Origin of the sequence: Achromobacter mucicolens, from assembly GCF_902859725.1 — a bacterium.
Taxonomy (GTDB): domain Bacteria; phylum Pseudomonadota; class Gammaproteobacteria; order Burkholderiales; family Burkholderiaceae_B; genus Achromobacter; species Achromobacter mucicolens.
In genome coordinates this window covers 1-18,347 of sequence record NZ_CADIJP010000001.1, presented here as the reverse complement: position 1 = coordinate 18,347, position 18,347 = coordinate 1, and the positions used below count along the sequence as shown (strand labels likewise).

The window sequence follows — 18,347 nt, the reverse complement described above, 5'->3', positions numbered from 1 at the left end:
GAATCTACAGAAGTCGGACACCGGGTGGCAGGCCGGTAAAGCCGCGCCACCCACTTCTGCCGCCCGCCCGAAGGCGGGTTAGGGCCTGTCCAGAATACACGTCCTGTGCAGACAGGCCCTAGGCATGACGGAGAGCCGTGCTCCGCCATGCCAGGCAGCCGCGCGTCAGCGCACCGGCCAGCCGTACATCAAGCCACCTTGCTTGTACGAAGCGTTCAAGCCGCGCTCCAGCTTCATCGCGCTGTTCTTGCCCAGCGTGTTCTCGAAGCTTTCGCCGTAGTTGCCCACGCTCTTGATGATGTTGTAGGCCCACTTGTCGTCCACGCCCAGGTTCTTGCCCATGCCCGGGGTCACGCCCAGGATGCGCTGGATGTTGGGGTTGGGGCTCTTGAGCATTTCGTCGACGTTGGCCTTGGTGATGCCGTATTCCTCGGCTTCAAGCATGGCGTTCAGCGACCAGCGCACAATGTTGAACCACTGCTCGTCGCCCTGGCGCACCATGGGACCCAGCGGTTCCTTGGAGAAGTCTTCCGGCAGGATGACGAACTTGTCGGGGTTCTCGAGCGTCGTGCGGGTCGAGGCGAGCTGCGACTTGTCGGTCGTGAACGCGTCGCAACGGCCGGCCGAGAAGGCGCGGATGATTTCGTCGTACTTGTCGATCACGACCGGCTTGAATTCGATCTTCTGGCTGCGGAACCAGTCGGCGAGGTTCAGTTCGGTGGTGGTGCCCGGCTGCACGCAGATGGTGGCGCCGTTCAGTTCCTTGGCGCTCTTGACGTTCAGGTCCTTGGAGACCATGACGCCCTGGCTGTCGTAGTAGTTCACGCCCACGCCGATCAGGCCCAGCGTCGTGTCGCGCGTCAGCGTGACGGTGGTGTTGCGCGTCAGCACGTCGACTTCGCCCGATTGCAGCGCGGTGAAGCGTTGCTGGGTGTTCAAGGGCGTGAACTTGACCTTGGTCGCGTCGCCGAACATGGTCGAGGCGATGGCGCGGCACATGTCAACGTCGATACCCTTGTATTCGCCCTTGCTGTCGGCGATGGAGAACCCCGGGATGCCCGTCGAAACCCCACACTGGACAAACCCTTTCTTCTTGACGTTATCGAAGGTTGCGCCCGCATTGGCAGCCGAGGATGCAGCAAACAGGGCAGCGCCAATGGCAGCGAGTTTCAGTACTTTCATCGTGATCTCCGTGTGGGATGAAGCGAATCCAAAGCAAGGGCCGGGTTGGGCCTACGCATGGGGCGGATGGTAGCGTCCGAAAAGCACACGGCGCATCCGGGAATTCCCTTGAAATATAGGGACACTGGATGAAATGAAACGCCGTTTTTGACTAAAAACAGGGACGCGCTTTCAGATTTGCGAACATGTGTTTCAGCCGGCCGAATGATGCGCACATCTCCCGACCGCGCCAAGAGATGTAGGCCACCTTACTGTCCCCGAGTTACTATGGCGGCTTCATCTGACAGCCGCCATGATCGAATTCCAGCACGTATTCAAATCGTATGGTCGCGGCCGCAATATTCTGGCCGACATCAACTTCCGCGTGAGCGCGGGAGAGTTCGTTTTCGTATCGGGGCCATCCGGCGCCGGCAAGTCCACGCTGCTCAAGCTGATTGGCGGTCTTGAGCCCGCCAGCCGGGGGTCCATCCAGGTGAACGGGCAGCGGCTGGACAAGCTGCCTGCGCGCGCCCGGCCCTACCTGCGCCGCGCGGTCGGCGTCATCCTGCAGGACACGCACCTGCTGTTCGATCGAAGCGCGTTCGAAAACGTAATGCTGCCGCTGGCGGTCCAGGGCCACCCCTGGGATTCCGCCGCGTCGCGCGCCCGCGCCGCCCTGGACAAGGTCGGACTGTCGGGCAAGGAAGATCTCAACCCCATCGAGCTTTCGGGCGGCGAGCAGCAGCGCCTGGCAATCGCCCGGGCCATCGTCAACCGGCCCGCCATCCTGATTGCGGACGAACCCACCGCCAACCTCGACCACGACAACGCGCAACGCATCATGAACGTGTTCCGCGACTTCAACCGCGTCGGCGTCACCACGCTGATCGCCTCGCACGACCAGGAACTCATGGCGCGCTACGCCACCCGCACCCTGCGGATCGAGCCGGGCAAGTTTGCCGACTCCCACGGCCCCGCCACGCCCACGGACAGCATGGCCGTACAGGCTGCGCCGGCACGCGCGGCCCGCACCGAGCCAGGCCTTGGACATCCGGGAGAGTCCGCATGAACGCCTGGCTGCGGCAACATCGCTACGCGCTGCTGGTCACGCTGCGCCGGCTGATCAAACAACCCTTTTCCTCGCTCGCCAACCTGCTGGTCATGGCGCTGGCGCTGGCGCTGCCGCTCTTGGGCAGCGCCATCCTGGTGTCGGTGCAACCCGTGGCGCGGGAGATGTCCGTCACGCCGGAAGTCACCGTCTTCATGCGTGTGGACGCCCCGGCGGGTGCCGCCGCGGACGTGGCCAAGCGCATCAAGGACGACTACCCGCAGGACGTGCGCGCCGTGCGCGTGGTGGGCCGCGAAAGCGCCTTGGCCGACCTGCGCGCCAACCCCGCCTGGCAGGAGGCGCTGGCCGTGCTACCCGGCAATCCGCTGCCCGATGCGGTCGTCGTCACGCTGGCCGATGGCGACAACCTGGCCGGACGCGCCGACACGCTGGCCTCGGCCTGGAAGCAATGGAACCACGTGGACCTCGTACAGCTGGACAGCGCCTGGGTCCAGCGGCTGGAAGCCATCCTGCGCTTCGCGCGGATCGGCCTGGGATTCCTGGCCGCGTGCGTGGCGGTCGTGGTGCTGGCCACCGTCTTTAACACCGTGCGCATGCAGGCGCTGTCGCAACGCGAGGAAATCGGCGTGGCGCGGCTGGTCGGCGCCACTGAATCGTTCGTGCGCCGGCCGTTCCTCTACTTGGGTGCGCTGTCCGGCGCCCTGGCCTCCTTGCTGGCCATCGGGGTCGCGGCGGTCGCGCTGTCGCCCTTGAACGAGGCCCTGCTGGGACTGGCCCGCAGCTACGGGGCGGAGTTCGCCCTGCACCTGCCGGGCGCCCCCGTCCTGATCGGCGCGGTCGTCGCCTCCGCCGCGCTCGGCGCGCTGTCGGCCCGCTGGTCGGTCACGCGCAGCACCCGATTCTGACCCCGCTGCAAGGGGGGCCCGCCCCCTCGGGTTCTGCCGTCCGCGCCCGGCCCGCCGTCTGTGTCTTATCTGCCGGCGGGTCTAAAGGTCCGTTTGACGCCCCTTCCTCCCCGTGATCCGGGGAAAGACCCCCAAAAGCCCTGTGTACGATGACTGCCTGCCATCCGTGCGGGGCGTTTTGCGTGCGGGGGACAGGTACGAGTTCCAATAAACGACGCTTTGGTCGTATTTACACAGTTTTCTTCCAAGCGCTGCCGGGATATGCAAGAATAAAGCGACATTTTTGTACATTTTTTGTCACAATTACCGCTTCCGCTCGCATTTCAGTGTCTCAATCGCCGTTTTTGCCCAGATATCCGTCCCATGGCCGCTCTTGAAGCCCGCGCAACACGTCACTACTACGACAGCGCGTTCCAATCTCAGGCAGTGAAAGTGCTCCCCAACGAGTACTACGTCACCAACGAGAACATGATGATCTCGACCGTGCTGGGGTCCTGTGTGGCGGCGTGCATCCACGATCCGGTGACGGGCGTGGGCGGCATGAACCACTTCATGCTGCCCGAGGGCGACATGCAGTCCCCCGCGTCGGCCACCATGCGCTATGGCGCCTTTGCGATGGAAGTGCTGATCAACGAGCTGCTCAAGGCCGGCGCCTCGCGCGACCGCCTGGAAGCCAAGGTGTTCGGCGGCGGCGCCGTGCTGGCGGCCATGCAGCAGATGAACATCGGCGAGCGCAACGGCCAATTCGTCCTGAACTACCTGAAGACCGAAGGCATCCCCGTCAAGGCGCAGGATCTGGGCGACGTGCACGCGCGCCGCATCAATTACTTCCCGCGCGACGGCCGGGTGATGGTGCGCAAGATGGCGCCGCACCACCAGCGCGCCGAAGAGATTATCGCCAAGCGCGAACAGGAAGCGGCGCAAAGCGCGGCGGCCAAGACCGCCACGCCGCAACGGGTCGAGCGCTTTGCGCGGCCGGGCGTCGAACGTTTCGATCGTCCAGGCGTGGAACGGCTGGATCGTCCCGGCGTCGAGCGGCTGAACCGCCCCGGCGTCGAGCGCTTCGACCGTCCTGCTGCCCGCCCCGGCGTGGAACGCTTTGACCGCCCTGCCCGGCCCGGCGTCGAGCGCTTTGACCGGCCCGCTTCGGCCGACGCCGCCCCCGCGCAAGCGGCCCGCCCCAGCACGGCGCGCCCCGGCGTCGAGCGCTTTGATACCGGACTGACCCGGCGCCCCAAGCCGTAACCCGGCCGGCCCTCCGCGCAGGGCGGGAGCGTGCAATAGCGATTGGGCGTCCTACAATCTGCGCATGTCCACCCTCCGCCTCTTCTATGCGCTATGGCCGTCCCCTTCGCTGGCGGCGTCTCTTGCCGGTTGGGCGGAGCAGGCAAGGCTGACATGCGGCGGACGCGCCATGCGCACCGAGACGCTGCATCTGACGCTGGCATTCCTGGGTCCGGTCGACAGCGCCCTGGCCGATGAACTGGCCGCCGCCACGCCCGAACGCGGGATCGCGCCGGGCGACGTGCCGCTGGAACGCTATGGGGTGTTCAGCCGCCAGCGCATCCTGTGGGTGGGCCCCGCCGAGACGCCTCCCGGCCTGCAGCAAGCCCATGACGATCTCTGGCAGTGGCTGTCAGGCTACGGGCTCACCCCGCCCACCCAGCCTTTCCGTCCGCACGTCACGCTGCTGCGCAACATCACGCAGGCCGAGCCGCCCGGCGACGCGCCCGCGCCGCTGGCCTGGCATTACGACCGCATGGTGCTGGTCGCGTCCGAGTCGCTGACCGGCGGCAGCCGCTACCGCATCGTGGCGCAATCCCGGCCGCTCGGCGGCTAGGGCACAATCGTACGGTTGCCACTTCCTGGGCCCCCCATGATCATCCTGCTGGATCAAGACGGCGTGCTGGCCGATTTTGAACACGCCTTCATCGACGCCTGGCGCGCGCGCCACCCTGACGTCGCGCCCGTGGCGTTCGAGAACCGCAAGTCCTTCTACATCCGCGAAGACTACGCCCCCGAACTACGCGGGATGGCCGAGGCGATCTACACCGCGCCGGGCTTCATCCGCAACCTGCCGCCGGTCCCGGGCGCGCTGGAGGCCTTCAACGAGTTGCTGGCGCTGGGCATGGACGTGCGGATCTGCTCGTCGCCGCTGTCGCAGTTCGAGAACTGCGTCGCCGAGAAATACCTGTGGGTGGAAAAGAACCTGGGCCGCGAGGCCACCAACCGGCTGATCCTGACCAAGGACAAGACGCTGGTGCAGGGCCATCTGCTGATCGACGACAAGCCGCATATCGAAGGCGCCGCGCGGCCGCGCTGGAAACACATTCTGTTCGATGCGCCCTATAACCGTGAGGTGACGGACAGGCCGCGCATCAACTGGCAGAACTGGCGCAACGTGCTGGCCGGCGAGCTCTATACGGCAGATGCCTGACTCCGGCTGAATCCTGTTCAGGCGTCATCGTTTGGGACTATCCTGTGGAGTCGTACGCCCCACCCGGGAGGAGCCCGCGCCATGAATCTGTACCGCCTGCTCAAGCAGCGAGAAGCCGACCACAAGCCTTTGCGAGTGGCGTTGTTGGGCGCCGGAAAATTCGGCGCCATGTTCATGAGCCAGGCCCCGCGCACGCCGGGCATCCGCCTGGTGGCGGTGGCGGACCTGGTGCCCGACCGGGCTCGCGCGGCGCTGACCCGTGTGGGCTGGCCCGCCGGCGCGCTCAACGCCAGCAGCATCAATGACGCCTACAAGAACGGCAAGGTCTATTTCTGCGACGACGCGCGCACCGTCATCGCCAGTCCCGACGTCGATATCGTCATCGACGCGACCGGCCAGGCCGCGGCCGGCATCACCCACGTGCTCACCTGCTGCGAATACGGCAAGCACATCATCATGGTCAACGTGGAGGCCGACGCGCTGGCCGGCCCGCTGCTGGCGCGCCGCGCGCGCGAAGCGGGCATCGTCTACTCGCTGGCCTACGGCGATCAGCCCGCCCTGATCTGCGAAATGGTGGACTGGGCGCGCGCCAGCGGCTTCGAGGTCATGGCCGCGGGCAAGGGCACCAAGTATCTGCCCGAATTCCACACGTCCACCCCCGACACCGTCTGGCCGTACTACGGCTTCACCGCCGAAATGGTGGCGGCGGGCGACTTCAACGCGCAGATGTTCAACAGCTTTCTGGACGGCACCAAGAGCGCCATCGAGATGGCGGCCGTCTCCAATGCCACGGGTCTTTTGCCGTCGCCCTCGGGCCTGCACTTTCCGCCTTGCGGCGTGGATGATCTGGCGCGCGTGCTGCGTCCCCGCGAAGACGGCGGCATGCTGCATCATCGCGGCCAGGTCGAGGTGATCTCGTCGCTGGAACGTGACGGACGGCCGGTGTTCCGGGATCTGCGCTGGGGCGTGTATGTCACGCTTGCGGCCGACAGCGACTACGTGCGGCGCTGCTTTCAGGAATATGGCCTGGTCACCGATCCCAGCGGCAACTTCACCGCCATGTACAAGCCCTACCACCTGATCGGCCTGGAACTGGGCATCAGCGTGGCCAGCGTGGGCCTGCGGCGCGAGCCCACCGGCGCGCCCGCGGGCTGGCACGGCGACGTCGTGGCCACTGCCAAGCGCGACCTGCAGGCCGGCCAGATCCTGGACGGCGAAGGCGGCTACACGGTGTACGGGCGCCTGATGCCTGCCCCCGATTCAGTCGAGGAAGGCTATCTGCCGCTGGGCTTGTCGAACAAGGTCAAGCTGAAGAACCCCGTACGCCAGTCGCAGGCCATCCGCTGGCGCGACGTGGAGTACGACGAACGCTCGACGGCGGTGCAGTTCCGCCGCGAAATGGAGCAGACTTTCGCGTAGGCGCGGCCCGGCCCCGCGGTCACACGGGCGCGGGGCGCTCCGCCTGGAACAACCGCAGCCGGTCGGCCGCGTTGCGCAGGTGCTGTTCGGCGGCGCGGCCCGCGGCGTCGGAATCGCCAGCTTCAATGGCGGCAAAGATGGCCTGATGCTCGCTCTGCACGGCGGCCATGCGCTCGGCATACCTGCGCGCCGTGTTGTTGCGCGCGCTGCGGATGACGCGGCGCACATTCGCTTCCAGGTAGTCGTTCAGCGCCACCAGGTGCGGGTTGTGCGTCGCCTGCACGATGGCCTGGTGGAATTGATAATCTTCCTCGTCGCCCAGCTTGTCGTTGATGAGCGCGTACTCCATGCCCACCAGCGCCTGCCGCATCTTCTTCAGGTCGGGCTCGGTGCGCCGCTGCGCCGCATAGCGCGCCGCCGTGACTTCGATGGACAGCATCAATTCCAGGATGTGCTCCAGGTCCTGGTTGTCGCCCGGCGTGGGCGCGGCGATGCGAAATGCGTTTTTCTGGAAATTCGGGTCGACGAACACGCCGCTGCCCTGCTGCGACGTGACCAGCCCTTCGGACTTGAGGCGGGCCAGAGCCTCGCGCACGACCGCGCGGCTGACCGAGTGCATCTCGGTCAGCTGCTTTTCGGTCGGCAGGCGATCACCGGGGGCCAGCACGCCTTGGCGTATCTGGTCGGCCAGGGCGTCCGCCACCGCCGCCGATAGCGAACTGCGGGGCGCGGCGCGCGCCGGATCGGGTTCTTGACTGGGCTGCATGGGGATCGTTCAAACGTGAGGGCGGCGCGCGGGCGCGTCGGCCATGGTTATAGGAATGTCTCGCGTGGGGGTTCCGGCAGGTGCGCCGCGTTCTTGAACTTTACGCGATATAGATCCCGCCATTGACCTGCATGACCTCGCCCGTCACGAAGGCCGCCAGCGGCGAACACAGGAAGGCGATGGTCCCGGCGATTTCCTCGGCCGTGCCGAAGCGGCGCAGCGGCGTGCTTTCCAGCAGCTGCGCGCCCTTCTGCCCGATCAGGTCGTGCGTCATGGAGGTGGCGATGATGCCGGGCGCCACCGCGTTCACGCGGATCTGCGGGGCCAGCTCCAGCGCCAGGCTGCGGGTAAAGCTTTGCACCGCGCCCTTGGACGCGGCGTAGGCGGCGTGCGCGTAGCTGCCGCGCTGCGCTGCCAGCGACGTCAAGAGGACGATCGAACCGTCATGGCGCAGATGGCGCTGGGCGGCGCGGCACACGTAGAACGTGCCATCCAGGTTCACGCGCATCAGCGTGCGCCAGGACTCGTCGCTGGTGTCCTTGACGAGTTGCTCGGGGTAGATGCCCGCGCAGTGGACCAGATGGTCAAGCCCGCCAAAGTGCCGGGCGGCGGCCTCGAACACCCGTTCGCAGTCGTGCGACACCGACACGTCCAGCGCGTGCGTGTAGATGCGCTGCCCGCTCGGATCGAGCTCGGCCGCCACTTCCTGCAGCCGCGCGTTGTCGATGTCGGTCAGCACCAGCCGCGCGCCATGCGCGGCCATGAGGCGCGCCGTGGCCAAGCCGATGCCATTGCCCGCGCCGGTGATGGCGGCAACCTGCCCCTCGAACGAAATCATCCTGTCTCCTGAAACTGTTTTTGGCGGCCCGCGTCGCTTTCGCGGCAGCGGCTCGAATTCAGATTGAACGCCTGAATCGGTTGCTTGACACGAGAAAAACGCTTGCCCTATGATTTATCGGACAACTTAATAAAGTTGCCTGACAACTTGTTTGGAAAGCGTAAATCAACTGCCGTTTTCAGGCAAGTCAGTCAGAAAAACACGGCGTCACGCCGCATAAACAGGCAGGGGACAACCAGGTGAACTTCACCGGCAGCATGACCGCATCCGCGCCCTCGGCACGTCCGACGGCGCATCCTCAGACGCCCCGGCGGCTTCATGCCCTGCCCGGCCGGCGCCTCGCCCCGGCGCCCCGCGCGTCCGCGGCCGGCGTCATTGCCTCGTCTTCGCGCCACATCGCCTGCCCGCCCTCGCGGCGCGCGGGCGATGCGGCGTGCGCGCCTGTCTGACCCACGCAAATCAACACACTCCCGTTCCACGGAGGAGACACGCATGAAATTGGCTTTCACCACCGGTCTGCTGTGCCTGGCCGGACTCGCCGCCACCGCCCACGCCGCACCCGTCAAGATCGGCCTGATCGAAACGCTGTCGGGCCCGCAAGCCTCGACCGGCTTGATGTTCCGCGCCGCCGTCAAATACGAGCTGGACCGCATCAACGCCGCCGGCGGCTGGAACGGCCAGCCGCTGGAGCTGGTGGAATTCGACAACCAGGGCGGCCCCGTGGGCGCCTCGGACCGTTTCCGCGCCGCGGCCGCCGAGGGCGTGCAGGTGCTGGTGCAGGGGTCGTCGTCGGCCATTTCCGGCCAGCTCACGGAAGACGTGCGCAAGCACAACCTGCGCAACCCGGGCAAGGAGATCGTGTTCCTGAACGTGGGCGGCGAAGCGCTGGAGCTGACCGGCCAGAAGTGCCACTTCTACCACTTCCGCTTCACCACCAACGCCGACCTGCGCGTGAAGGCGCTGGCATCCGTCATGTCCGCCGACGGCACGCTGGGCAAGCGCGTGTACGCGATCAACCAGAACTACTCGTGGGGCCAGGACATGGAAGGCGCGACCGAGCGCTTTGCCAAGGAGTACGGCTACGAGGTCGTGGGCAAGACGCTGCACGAGGTCAACAAGATCCAGGACTTCGCGCCCTATGTCGCGCGCATCCGCTCGGCCACGCCCGACACCGTGGTCACCGGCAACTGGTCCAACGACCTGCTGCTGCTCATGAAGGCCACGCAGGCCGCCGGCCTGAAGGTGCGCTTTGCCACGGTATTCCTGGACCAGGTCGGCAACCTGGCCAACGCCGGCGAGGTCGCGCTGGGCCATTACATCGCGCACCCGTACAACATCGAGGCCGCCGGCGAGGAAGGCGCGGCGTTCGCCGAGGACTACAAGTCCAAGACCGGCCACTACCCCAGCTACACCGAGCCGCAGACCGTGATCGGCGTGCGCTTCCTGGGCGAGGCCTTGAAGCAGGTCAAGCCGCAGGACGGCAAGCTGCCGGTGCCCGAACTGGCGCTGGCGCTGGAGAAGGTCACCTACAAATCGGCGCTGGGCGACTACACGATGCGCGCCGAAGACCATCAGGTGCAGTTGCCGATGGTGGTGTCCAAGGTGGGCAAGAACGCCAAGTACAAGGCCGACGGCACCGACATGGGCTTCGAACCGGTGAAGGTGCTGGCCGCGGCGGACGTGTCCGCGCCGGTGCAGGGCACCTGCAAGATGCAACGTCCGAAGTGATGCCCACGCGGCGGGCTGTGGGCTGAAATGCGCGCGGGCCGCCGCCGGCACATGACAAGCGCACTCCCGGCGCGGGCCGGGCAAAAACAACGTGCGCAATCGCTCGCGGGACGCCTGGCGTCCCGCGCAAGAATCCTGGAGCGGACATGGAATACTTTACCGTCTCGCTGTTGAACGGCGTGATCTACGGCCTGCTGCTATTCATGGTGTCGGCAGGCCTGACACTGATTTTCGGAATGATGGGTGTGCTGAACTTCGCGCACGCATCGTTCTACATGATCGGCGCGTATGCCGCCTACACCCTCACGCCCGTCACGGGCTTCTGGACGGCGCTGGTGCTGGCCACGATCATCGCGGGCGTGCTGGGCATGGGCGTCGAACGCTTCTTCCTGCGCCGCGTGCACAAGTTCGGCCACGCGCAGGAACTGCTGGTCACCTTCGGGCTGGCGTTCATCGTCGCCGAGCTGATCAAGCTGTTCTACGGCGACTTTCCCGTCGACTACCGCGTGCCGCCGTTCCTGAACTTCGCGGCATTCCGCGTGTTCGACGCGGACTATCCGTTCTACCGCCTGCTGATGGGCGGCGTGTCGCTGGCGATGTTCGCCGTGATCTACCTGCTCTTGTCGCGCACCCGCGTCGGCATCGTGGTGCGCTCGGCCATCTACCGGCCGCGCATGGCCGAGGCGCTGGGCCACAACGTGCCGCTGGTCTTCATGAGCGTGTTCGGCGTGGGCGCGGCGATGGCGGGTCTAGCCGGCGCGGTCGCGGGCGCCTTCTACACCACCAATCCCAACATGGCGTTGGAACTGGGCGTGCTGGTGTTCGTGGTGGTCGTGGTGGGCGGCCTGGGCTCACTGGAAGGCGCGATGATCGCGTCGCTGCTGATCGGCCTGATCAGCTCGTTCTCGGTCGGCATCGACGCCAGCCTGGCGACGCTGTTTGGTCTGTTCGGCGCGCGTGAGTGGGCCGAAAGCGTGGGTGGGCTGATGACGGTGAAGATCTCCAGCCTGGCCGCAACGCTGCCGTTTCTCTTGATGCTGGTGGTGCTGCTGGTCAAGCCGTCGGGGCTGAAGGGAGAGCAGGCATGAGCCATACCGCGACTTCCACCCGCCGCGCCACGGGCGCCCTGCTGTTGATCCTGTGCGTGGCCGCGCTGTGCGCGCTGCCGTGGCTGCTGCCTGCCGGACAGCTCGTGGCGGCCGTGCAGATGCTGATCGCCGCGCTGTTCGCCTGCGCCTTCAACCTGCTGGCCGGCCAGGGCGGCATGCTGTCCTTTGGCCATGCCGCCTACTTCGGCGTGGGCACCTTCGCCACCATCCACGCGATGAATGCGCTGGGCGGCGCGGGCCTGCTGCCCACGCCGCTGATGCCGCTGGTGGGCGGCGTGGCCGGGCTGTTGTTCGGCCTGGTCGCCGGCTGGTTCGCCACCATGCGCTCGGGCGTGTACTTCTCGATGATCACGCTGGCGCTGGCCGAACTGCTGCACGCGCTGGCGCCGCACCTCAAGAGCGTCTTCGGCGGCGAGGCGGGCGTGTCCGCGATGCGCATGCCGGCATGGGGCTTTACCTTCGGCTCCGACATCGAGGTGTACTACCTGGTGCTGGCGTGGGTGCTGGTGTCGCTGGCCGCGCTGTATGGCCTGACGCGCACGCCGCTCGGCCGGCTGACGCTGGGCCTGCGCGAGAACGCCAACCGTCTGCGCTACCTGGGCTACCGCCCGCACGCGCTCAAGACCATGGTGTTCGCGCTGTCGGCCATGTTCGCCGGCATCGCGGGCGGCTTGCAGGCGCTGAACATCGAAGCCGGCAACTACGTGCTGTTCGAGGTCAAGCTGTCCACTGACGCGGTGCTGTTCGCCTACATCGGCGGCGTCAATGCGTTCCTGGGTCCGGTGCTGGGCGCCTCCATCCTGACCTTCCTGTCGCAGACGCTGGCCGACATCACGCGGTCGTGGCTGCTGTACCAGGGCATTCTCTTCGTGCTGGTGATGCTGTTCGTGCCGGACGGCCTGGTCGGTCTGGTGCAGCGCGCGGCCAAGTCGCTGCGCGAGCGCGGGCTGGCCAACTGGCTGCCGCGCGCCGCGGTGTCGGTGGCCGGGGGCCTGCTGCTCACTGGCGCCACCGTCTTCACGGTGGAACTGCTGCAACGCATGTTTGCGCGCGATTACCGCGCTCTCCTCGCCATGAACCCCGAGGCCGGCTGGCCCGCCATCCCGCTGTTCGGCCAGGACTGGGCGCCGCTTGCGCTGTCGACCTGGCTGGTGCCGCTGGCGCTGTTTGCCGCGGGCCTTGCCGCCTGCCGCTGGGCGCTGGCCCTGTGCCGCGACACGGGCGAAGCCGCCCCCCTGCTGGAGCCCGCCCAATGAGCCACGAGATCCTGACCCTGACCGATGTGCGCAAATCCTTTGGTGAAGCGCAGATCATCCGCGGCGTGAACCTGGCGGTCGAAGCCGGCGAACGCCACGCCGTCATCGGCCCGAACGGCGCGGGCAAGTCCACGCTGTTTCACCTGATGTCGGGCTCGTTCGCGCCCACGTCGGGCGACATCAGCCTGCGCTCGCGCCCGATCGGCGGCCTGGCGCCCGAAGCCATCAACCGGCTTGGCCTGGCGCGTTCGTTCCAGATCACCAACGTGTTTCCGCGTCTGTCGGTGCGCGAAAACCTGCGTCTGGCGGTGCTGCGCATGCACGGCCTGGTCTACAACTTCTGGCGGCCCATCGCACGCAACCGCGCCGTCAACGAGGACGTGGACCGCCTGCTGGAGAAAGTGCGGCTGACGGCCCGCCAGGACACGGCGGCCGGCGACCTGAACTATTCCGAGCAGCGTTCGCTGGAAATCGGCATGACGCTCGCGTCGCGGCCCAAGGTGATCCTGCTGGATGAGCCGATGGCAGGCATGTCGCAGCACGAGGTCGACTACACGGTCGAACTCATCAAGGACGTGACGCGCGACTGCACCCTGCTGATCGTCGAGCACGACATGCAGGTGGTGTTCTCGCTGGCCGACCGCATCAGCGTGCTGGTCTACGGCGAGATCCTGGCCACCGGCACGCCCGCCGAGATCCGCGGCGATGCCCGCGTGCGCGAGGCCTACCTGGGAGAGGAAACGGTATGACGACGCAATCCCCCCTCTTGTCGCTGCAGGGCGTGCATGCCCATTACGGCAAGAGCCACATCCTGCACGGCATCGACCTGTCGATCGGGCGCGGCGAGGTCGTCAGCCTGCTGGGCCGCAACGGCGCGGGCCGCTCCACCACCATGAAAAGCATCATGGGCCTGGTGGACGTGACCGGCGGCCAGATCGCCATGGAAGGCCGCGACATCACCAACAAGCGTCCCTTCGAGATCGCCCGCGCGGGCCTGGCCTTTGTGCCCGAGGAGCGCGAGGTGTTTGCCAACCTGACGGTGGACGAGAACCTGCGCATGGGCGAGCAGCCCCGGCGCGACGATGCGCCGTACTGGACCGTGGCGCAGATGTTCGACTACTTCCCCCGCCTGAAGGAACGCAGCAATACCCGCGCCGGCAACCTGTCGGGCGGCGAGCAGCAGATGCTGACCATGTGCCGTTCGCTGCTGGGCAACCCGAAGGTCATCCTGATCGACGAGCCCACCGAAGGGCTGGCGCCAAAGATCGTCGAGGTGATCGCCGACGTCATCCGGGATATCCACAAGCAGGGCGTGTCGGTCGTGCTGGTCGAGCAGAAACTGACGATCGCGCTGAAGGTGTCCACCCGCGTCAGCGTCATGGGTCACGGCCGCATCGTGTTCGAAGGACCGCCCGCGCAGTTGCATGAACGCCAGGACGTCGTCCAGGAATGGCTGGCGGTCTGAGCCGCCTTACGTACTCACCTTTCACAGGCACACATCGTGGACAACACCACTGACGTCATTCATGCCGAGTTGCGCGGCCAGGCGGTCGTCATCACCGGCGGCGCGAAGGGCATCGGCTACAGCACGGCGCAGGCCTTTGCACGCCAGGGCGCGCGCGTCGCGCTGCTGGACATGGATGCCGGCGCGCTGGACACCGCCGTCGCGGCCCTGACCGCCGACGGCGCGCAGGCCATGGCGGTGCAGGCGTCCGTCACCGATGCCGACGCCGTCGAGCGCGCCTTTGCGCAGGTTGCGGAAACCTGGGGCAGCATCGACGTGCTGGTCAACAACGCCGGCATCTCGGCCAACAAGCCCACGCTGGAAGTCACCGTGGACGAATGGCGCCGGGCCGTCGACATCAACCTGACGGGCGTCTTCCTGTGCGCGCAGGCGGCGGGCCGGCGCATGGTGCCCGCCGGCTCGGGCAGCATCATCAACCTGGCGTCCATGTACGGCGTGGTGGCGGCGCCCGACCGCGCCGCCTACTGCGCCACCAAGGGCGCGGTGGTGCTGCTGACCGAGACGCTGGCCGTTGAATGGGGCCCGGCGGGCGTGCGCGTCAACGCGCTGGCGCCCGGCTATGTCGAAACCGACCTCGTGCGCGACCTGGCCGCGCGCGGCCGGCTGGACCCCGAACGCCTCAAGCAACGCACGCCCCTGCGCCGCATGGCGCAGCCGGCCGAAATGGCCGACCTGGCGGTTTTCCTGGCTTCGCGCCAGGCCGCCTACATCACCGGACACACCCTGGTGGCAGACGGCGGCTGGAGCCGCTACAGCTACCTCTGATTGCCCCGACGCTTAAAAAAACACACTGGAGATTCATTCATGGCCACCTACCAACCGCTCGAGCCCCAGGCGCCCTGGCGGCAACTGACGGCCGAGGCCTCGGACTGGCAGCAGGCGGACCCCGCGCTGCTCGGCACGATGCTGACCCAACTGCACTGGATCCGCGCTTTCGAGGAAGCCGTGCTGGAACTGGCCGCCGAAGGCCTGGTGCACGGTCCCGCGCACTCGTCGGTCGGGCAGGAAGGCGGCGCCGTCGGCTCGGTGCTGGCCCTGGGCGCCGGCGACCAGATCAACGGCTCGCACCGCGGCCATCACCAGTTCCTGGCCAAAGCGCTGCAGCACGTGGCGCCGCAGGGGCTGGATCCGCGCAACCCGCTCACGCCCGCCATCGACGAGGTCCTGCACAAGACGCTGGCCGAGATCATGGGATTGGCAAATGGCTACTGCCGCGGCCGTGGGGGCAGCATGCACCTGCGCTGGCTGGAAGCGGGCGCGCTGGGCACCAACGCGATCGTCGGCGGCGGCGTGCCGCTGGCCGCCGGCGCGGGCTGGGCGCACAAGCACGCGGGCACGGATCGCGTGGCCGTGACGTACTTCGGCGACGGCGCGGTGAACATCGGCTCGGTGCTGGAAACGATGAACCTGACCGCCGCGTGGAAGACGCCGCTGTGCTTTTTCATCGAGAACAACCGCTACGCCGTGTCCACGACCGTGGAAGAGTCCACCGCCGAGCCGCGCCTGTCCGCGCGCGGCCTGGCCTTCAATATTCCCGCATGGAAGGTCGACGGCATGGACCCGCTCGCCGTGCACCTGGCCATGTCGGAAGCCGTGGCGCACATGCGCGCGGGCAAGGGTCCCACCATCGTCGAGGTGGACGTCTACCGCTTCTTCCACCAGAACGGCCCCTTCCCCGGCAGCGCCTTCGGCTATCGCACCAAGGACGAAGAGGCGCAATGGCGCCTGCGCGATCCGCTGGACCGCATCGCGTCGGAAATGATTGCCCGCAAGCTCGTCACGCAGGCTGAAGTGGACGCGCTGCGCCAGCGCTGCAAGGACGTGATGAAGGACGTGTCCGGCCGCCTGACCGAAGCCGCCGAGGGCGGCAAGCGCCGGGTGCGCGCCGACCTGTGGCCCAGCCCGGATTTCCGCGACGTGGGCCTGCGCAGCGACGGTGCCGAGCTGGCCGGCCTGCGCTACCAGGAAGCCGCCGACCACACCGGCGCCAAGGTGACGCGCAAGTTCGTCGATGCGGTGGCCGACGTGCTGGACCGCCGCATGGAAACCGACCCCGGCGTCGTGGTGCTGGGCGAAGACGTGCACCGCCTGAAGGGCGGCACCAACGGCGCCACGCGCGGCCTGAAGGACAAGTATCCGGACCGCGTGCTGGGCACGCCCATTTCCGAAAACGCCTTTGCAGGACTGGGCGGCGGGCTGGCGATGGACGGCCGCTACAAGCCCGTCGTGGAATTCATGTACCCGGACTTCATGTGGGTCGCGGCCGACCAGATCTTCAACCAGATCGGCAAGGCGCGCCACATGTTCGGCGGCGACATCGACGTGCCCTTCGTGCTGCGCACCAAGGTCGCGATGGGCACGGGCTACGGCTCGCAGCATTCGATGGACCCGGCCGGCATCTTCGCCACCGCGCCCGGCTGGCGCATCGTCGCCCCGTCCACGCCGCACGATTACGTCGGCCTGATGAACACGGCGCTGGCCTCCAAGGACCCGGTACTGGTCATCGAGCACGTCGATCTGTACGCCTCGTCCGGCGAGGTGCCCGAGAATGACCTGGACTACGCCATTCCGTTTGGCCGCGCGCAGGTGCGGCGCGAGGGCGGGAAGGTCACCATCCTGACGTACCTGTCCATGGTCAGCCGCGCGCTGGCGGCGGCCGAAGCGGCCGGCGTGGATGCGGAAGTCATCGACCTGCGCACGCTGGACCGCGCCAGCCTGGACTGGGACACCATCGGCGCCAGCATCAAAAAGACCAACAACGTGCTGATCGTGGAACAAGGCGCGCGCGGCACGTCCTACGGCGCCATGCTGGCCGACGAGATCCAGCGCCGCTACTTCGACTGGCTGGACCAGCCGGTCAAGCGCGTCACAGGCGGCGAGGCCTCGCCCAGCATCTCCAAGGTGCTGGAGCGCGCGGCGTTCGCCGATACCGATGAAGTGGTGGCGGGCCTGGCCGACGTGCTGGCGGACCTGGGGGAAAAGCCATGACCACCCTGCACATGACCGTGCCGATGGAAGTCGGCATCTGCTGCGCGGATCTGGATGCGCTGGCCGCGTTCTACACCGATGTCATGGGCCTGACGCTGGTGAATCGCGTGACCGTGCCGGCCGGCAAGGCGCAGGCCACGGGGCTCACGCCGCACGGCTACGACGTGGCGCGCCTGCAGACGCCCTACGGCGAGCGCATCAAGCTGCTGCAACCGGCCGTGGCGCCCGAACCGGCCGTGCGCGGCGCGGCCATCCTGGACCGCCAGGGCGCCGCGTACCTGACCTTCATCGTGCGCGACCTGCGCGGCGTGGTGCGCGATCTGCAATCGAAGGGCGTGGTCTTTGACAGCGCGCCCGCGCCCATGGAAGTGCGGCCGGGCACGTGGCTCGCCTTCTTCCGCGACCCCGAAGGCAATGTGCTCGAACTCGTCGAATACGACGACCCCGCCGCGTACCGGCCCGACCTGGCCCGCGCCGCTGAATAGGAACAACATCGTGGCATACCTTATCAAGCTCCCCTCCGTTGCCGCTGACGCCTCCGGCGGCGTGCTGCACCAGTGGCTCAAGCAGGAAGGCGATCGCGTCGCCGTGGGCGAGGCGCTGGCGGAAGTCGAAACCGAAAAGGCCATCGTCGAGATCAACGCCGAACAGGCTGGCGTGCTGGGCCGCATCGTGGTGCAGGCCGGGCCGGCCTCGGTGCCCATCAACACCGTGATCGGCGTGCTGATCGCGGACGGCGAAGATGCGGCGGCGATCGATCGTGCGTTGGCTGAGCACGGGGGTGCGGCGGTGGCTGCCGGGTCGGCTGCTGACGCGTCGGCAGATGGAGCGGCGGCTCACGGAGCAACGGCTCACGGAGCATCGGCTTCCGGAGCGTCGGCTGCCTCGGCATCCGCTGGCGCTGGCGCTGCCTCCGCCTCGCAGCAAGCCGGCAACGCGTCCGCATCCGCCGCGCAATCCCCCTCCGCATCCTCGACCGCTGCCGTCCCCGGCGGCCGCCTCTTCGCCAGCCCCGTCGCCCGGCGCCTTGCCGCGCAATGGCACGTCGACCTGCTGGGCGTCACCGGCACCGGGCCGCATGGCCGCATCGTGCGGCGGGACGTTGAAGCCGCGCGCGACCGCGCGCCGACCTCCGCGCCCGCTGCC

18 protein-coding genes are annotated in these 18,347 nt (G+C 67.4%); 15 read left to right on the top strand and 3 right to left on the bottom strand.

Features of this window, described 5'->3' with window-relative positions; all coding sequences use genetic code 11:
- Positions 1-165: 165 nt before the first annotated feature.
- Positions 166-1,182, bottom strand: coding sequence for an amino acid ABC transporter substrate-binding protein (locus tag HV786_RS00090; protein WP_128829063.1), 1,017 nt, complete (start codon positions 1,180-1,182; stop codon positions 166-168).
- A 292-nt stretch (positions 1,183-1,474) separates the two neighbouring features.
- Here HV786_RS00090 and HV786_RS00085 point away from each other — a divergent pair, with 292 nt between their 5' ends.
- The 6 genes from HV786_RS00085 to HV786_RS00060 all read left to right on the top strand — a co-directional run bounded on the left by HV786_RS00085 (position 1,475) and on the right by HV786_RS00060 (position 6,991).
- On the top strand, positions 1,475-2,230 hold the full coding sequence (locus tag HV786_RS00085) for a cell division ATP-binding protein FtsE (protein WP_128829062.1): 756 nt from the start codon (positions 1,475-1,477) through the stop codon (positions 2,228-2,230).
- A complete protein-coding gene (locus HV786_RS00080; RefSeq protein ID WP_063954607.1) occupies positions 2,227-3,135 on the top strand; it encodes a cell division protein FtsX in 909 nt (302 codons plus the stop codon). Before HV786_RS00085 ends, HV786_RS00080 begins: the two co-directional genes overlap by 4 nt.
- A 363-nt stretch (positions 3,136-3,498) precedes the next feature.
- Positions 3,499-4,380, top strand: a complete 882-nt coding sequence (gene cheD / locus HV786_RS00075) for a chemoreceptor glutamine deamidase CheD (protein WP_175209658.1) — start codon at positions 3,499-3,501, stop codon at positions 4,378-4,380.
- Positions 4,381-4,444: 64 nt separating this feature from the next.
- Positions 4,445-4,975 (top strand): RNA 2',3'-cyclic phosphodiesterase, encoded by a 531-nt coding sequence (thpR, locus tag HV786_RS00070; RefSeq protein WP_128829071.1) that lies wholly within the window; start codon positions 4,445-4,447, stop codon positions 4,973-4,975.
- A gap of 36 nt (positions 4,976-5,011) precedes the next feature.
- On the top strand, positions 5,012-5,572 hold the full coding sequence (locus HV786_RS00065; RefSeq protein WP_128829072.1) for a 5'-3'-deoxyribonucleotidase: 561 nt from the start codon (positions 5,012-5,014) through the stop codon (positions 5,570-5,572).
- A gap of 81 nt (positions 5,573-5,653) precedes the next feature.
- Positions 5,654-6,991, top strand: coding sequence for an NAD(P)H-dependent oxidoreductase (locus HV786_RS00060; RefSeq protein WP_056320475.1), 1,338 nt, complete (start codon positions 5,654-5,656; stop codon positions 6,989-6,991).
- 19 nt (positions 6,992-7,010) lie between these two features.
- Here the strand turns inward: HV786_RS00060 and HV786_RS00055 are convergent, their stop codons facing one another.
- The gene (locus tag HV786_RS00055) at positions 7,011-7,757 is read right to left on the bottom strand and encodes a FadR/GntR family transcriptional regulator (protein ID WP_063954603.1); all 747 of its coding nucleotides are present in this window, start codon (positions 7,755-7,757) and stop codon (positions 7,011-7,013) included.
- Between the two features lie 100 nt (positions 7,758-7,857).
- Complete coding sequence (locus HV786_RS00050; RefSeq protein ID WP_128829073.1) at positions 7,858-8,595, bottom strand: SDR family NAD(P)-dependent oxidoreductase; 738 nt, start codon at positions 8,593-8,595, stop codon at positions 7,858-7,860.
- Between the two features lie 492 nt (positions 8,596-9,087).
- On the opposite strand from HV786_RS00050, the gene HV786_RS00045 reads away from it, so the two are divergent.
- The 9 genes from HV786_RS00045 to HV786_RS00005 all read left to right on the top strand — a co-directional run.
- Positions 9,088-10,323: a branched-chain amino acid ABC transporter substrate-binding protein gene (locus HV786_RS00045; RefSeq protein ID WP_175209656.1), complete on the top strand. Its 1,236-nt coding sequence runs from the start codon at positions 9,088-9,090 to the stop codon at positions 10,321-10,323.
- 146 nt (positions 10,324-10,469) lie between these two features.
- On the top strand, positions 10,470-11,411 hold the full coding sequence (locus HV786_RS00040) for a branched-chain amino acid ABC transporter permease (protein WP_056320465.1): 942 nt from the start codon (positions 10,470-10,472) through the stop codon (positions 11,409-11,411).
- Positions 11,408-12,688, top strand: coding sequence for a branched-chain amino acid ABC transporter permease (locus tag HV786_RS00035; RefSeq protein ID WP_175209654.1), 1,281 nt, complete (start codon positions 11,408-11,410; stop codon positions 12,686-12,688). The genes HV786_RS00040 and HV786_RS00035 overlap by 4 nt, the downstream gene beginning before the upstream one ends.
- Positions 12,685-13,437 (top strand): ABC transporter ATP-binding protein, encoded by a 753-nt coding sequence (locus HV786_RS00030; RefSeq protein ID WP_062841282.1) that lies wholly within the window; start codon positions 12,685-12,687, stop codon positions 13,435-13,437. Before HV786_RS00035 ends, HV786_RS00030 begins: the two co-directional genes overlap by 4 nt.
- The gene (locus tag HV786_RS00025) at positions 13,434-14,153 is read left to right on the top strand and encodes an ABC transporter ATP-binding protein (RefSeq protein ID WP_063954599.1); all 720 of its coding nucleotides are present in this window, start codon (positions 13,434-13,436) and stop codon (positions 14,151-14,153) included. The genes HV786_RS00030 and HV786_RS00025 overlap by 4 nt, the downstream gene beginning before the upstream one ends.
- A 36-nt stretch (positions 14,154-14,189) precedes the next feature.
- Positions 14,190-14,978, top strand: coding sequence for an SDR family NAD(P)-dependent oxidoreductase (locus HV786_RS00020; RefSeq protein WP_175209652.1), 789 nt, complete (start codon positions 14,190-14,192; stop codon positions 14,976-14,978).
- 39 nt (positions 14,979-15,017) lie between these two features.
- A complete protein-coding gene (locus HV786_RS00015) occupies positions 15,018-17,201 on the top strand; it encodes an alpha-ketoacid dehydrogenase subunit alpha/beta (protein ID WP_175209650.1) in 2,184 nt (727 codons plus the stop codon).
- Entirely contained in the window at positions 17,198-17,686 is a 489-nt protein-coding gene (locus HV786_RS00010; protein ID WP_128829075.1) for a VOC family protein, read from the top strand. Before HV786_RS00015 ends, HV786_RS00010 begins: the two co-directional genes overlap by 4 nt.
- A gap of 10 nt (positions 17,687-17,696) precedes the next feature.
- Positions 17,697-18,347: E3 binding domain-containing protein (locus tag HV786_RS00005; protein ID WP_175209647.1), on the top strand; the 651-nt coding region annotated here is incomplete at its 3' end.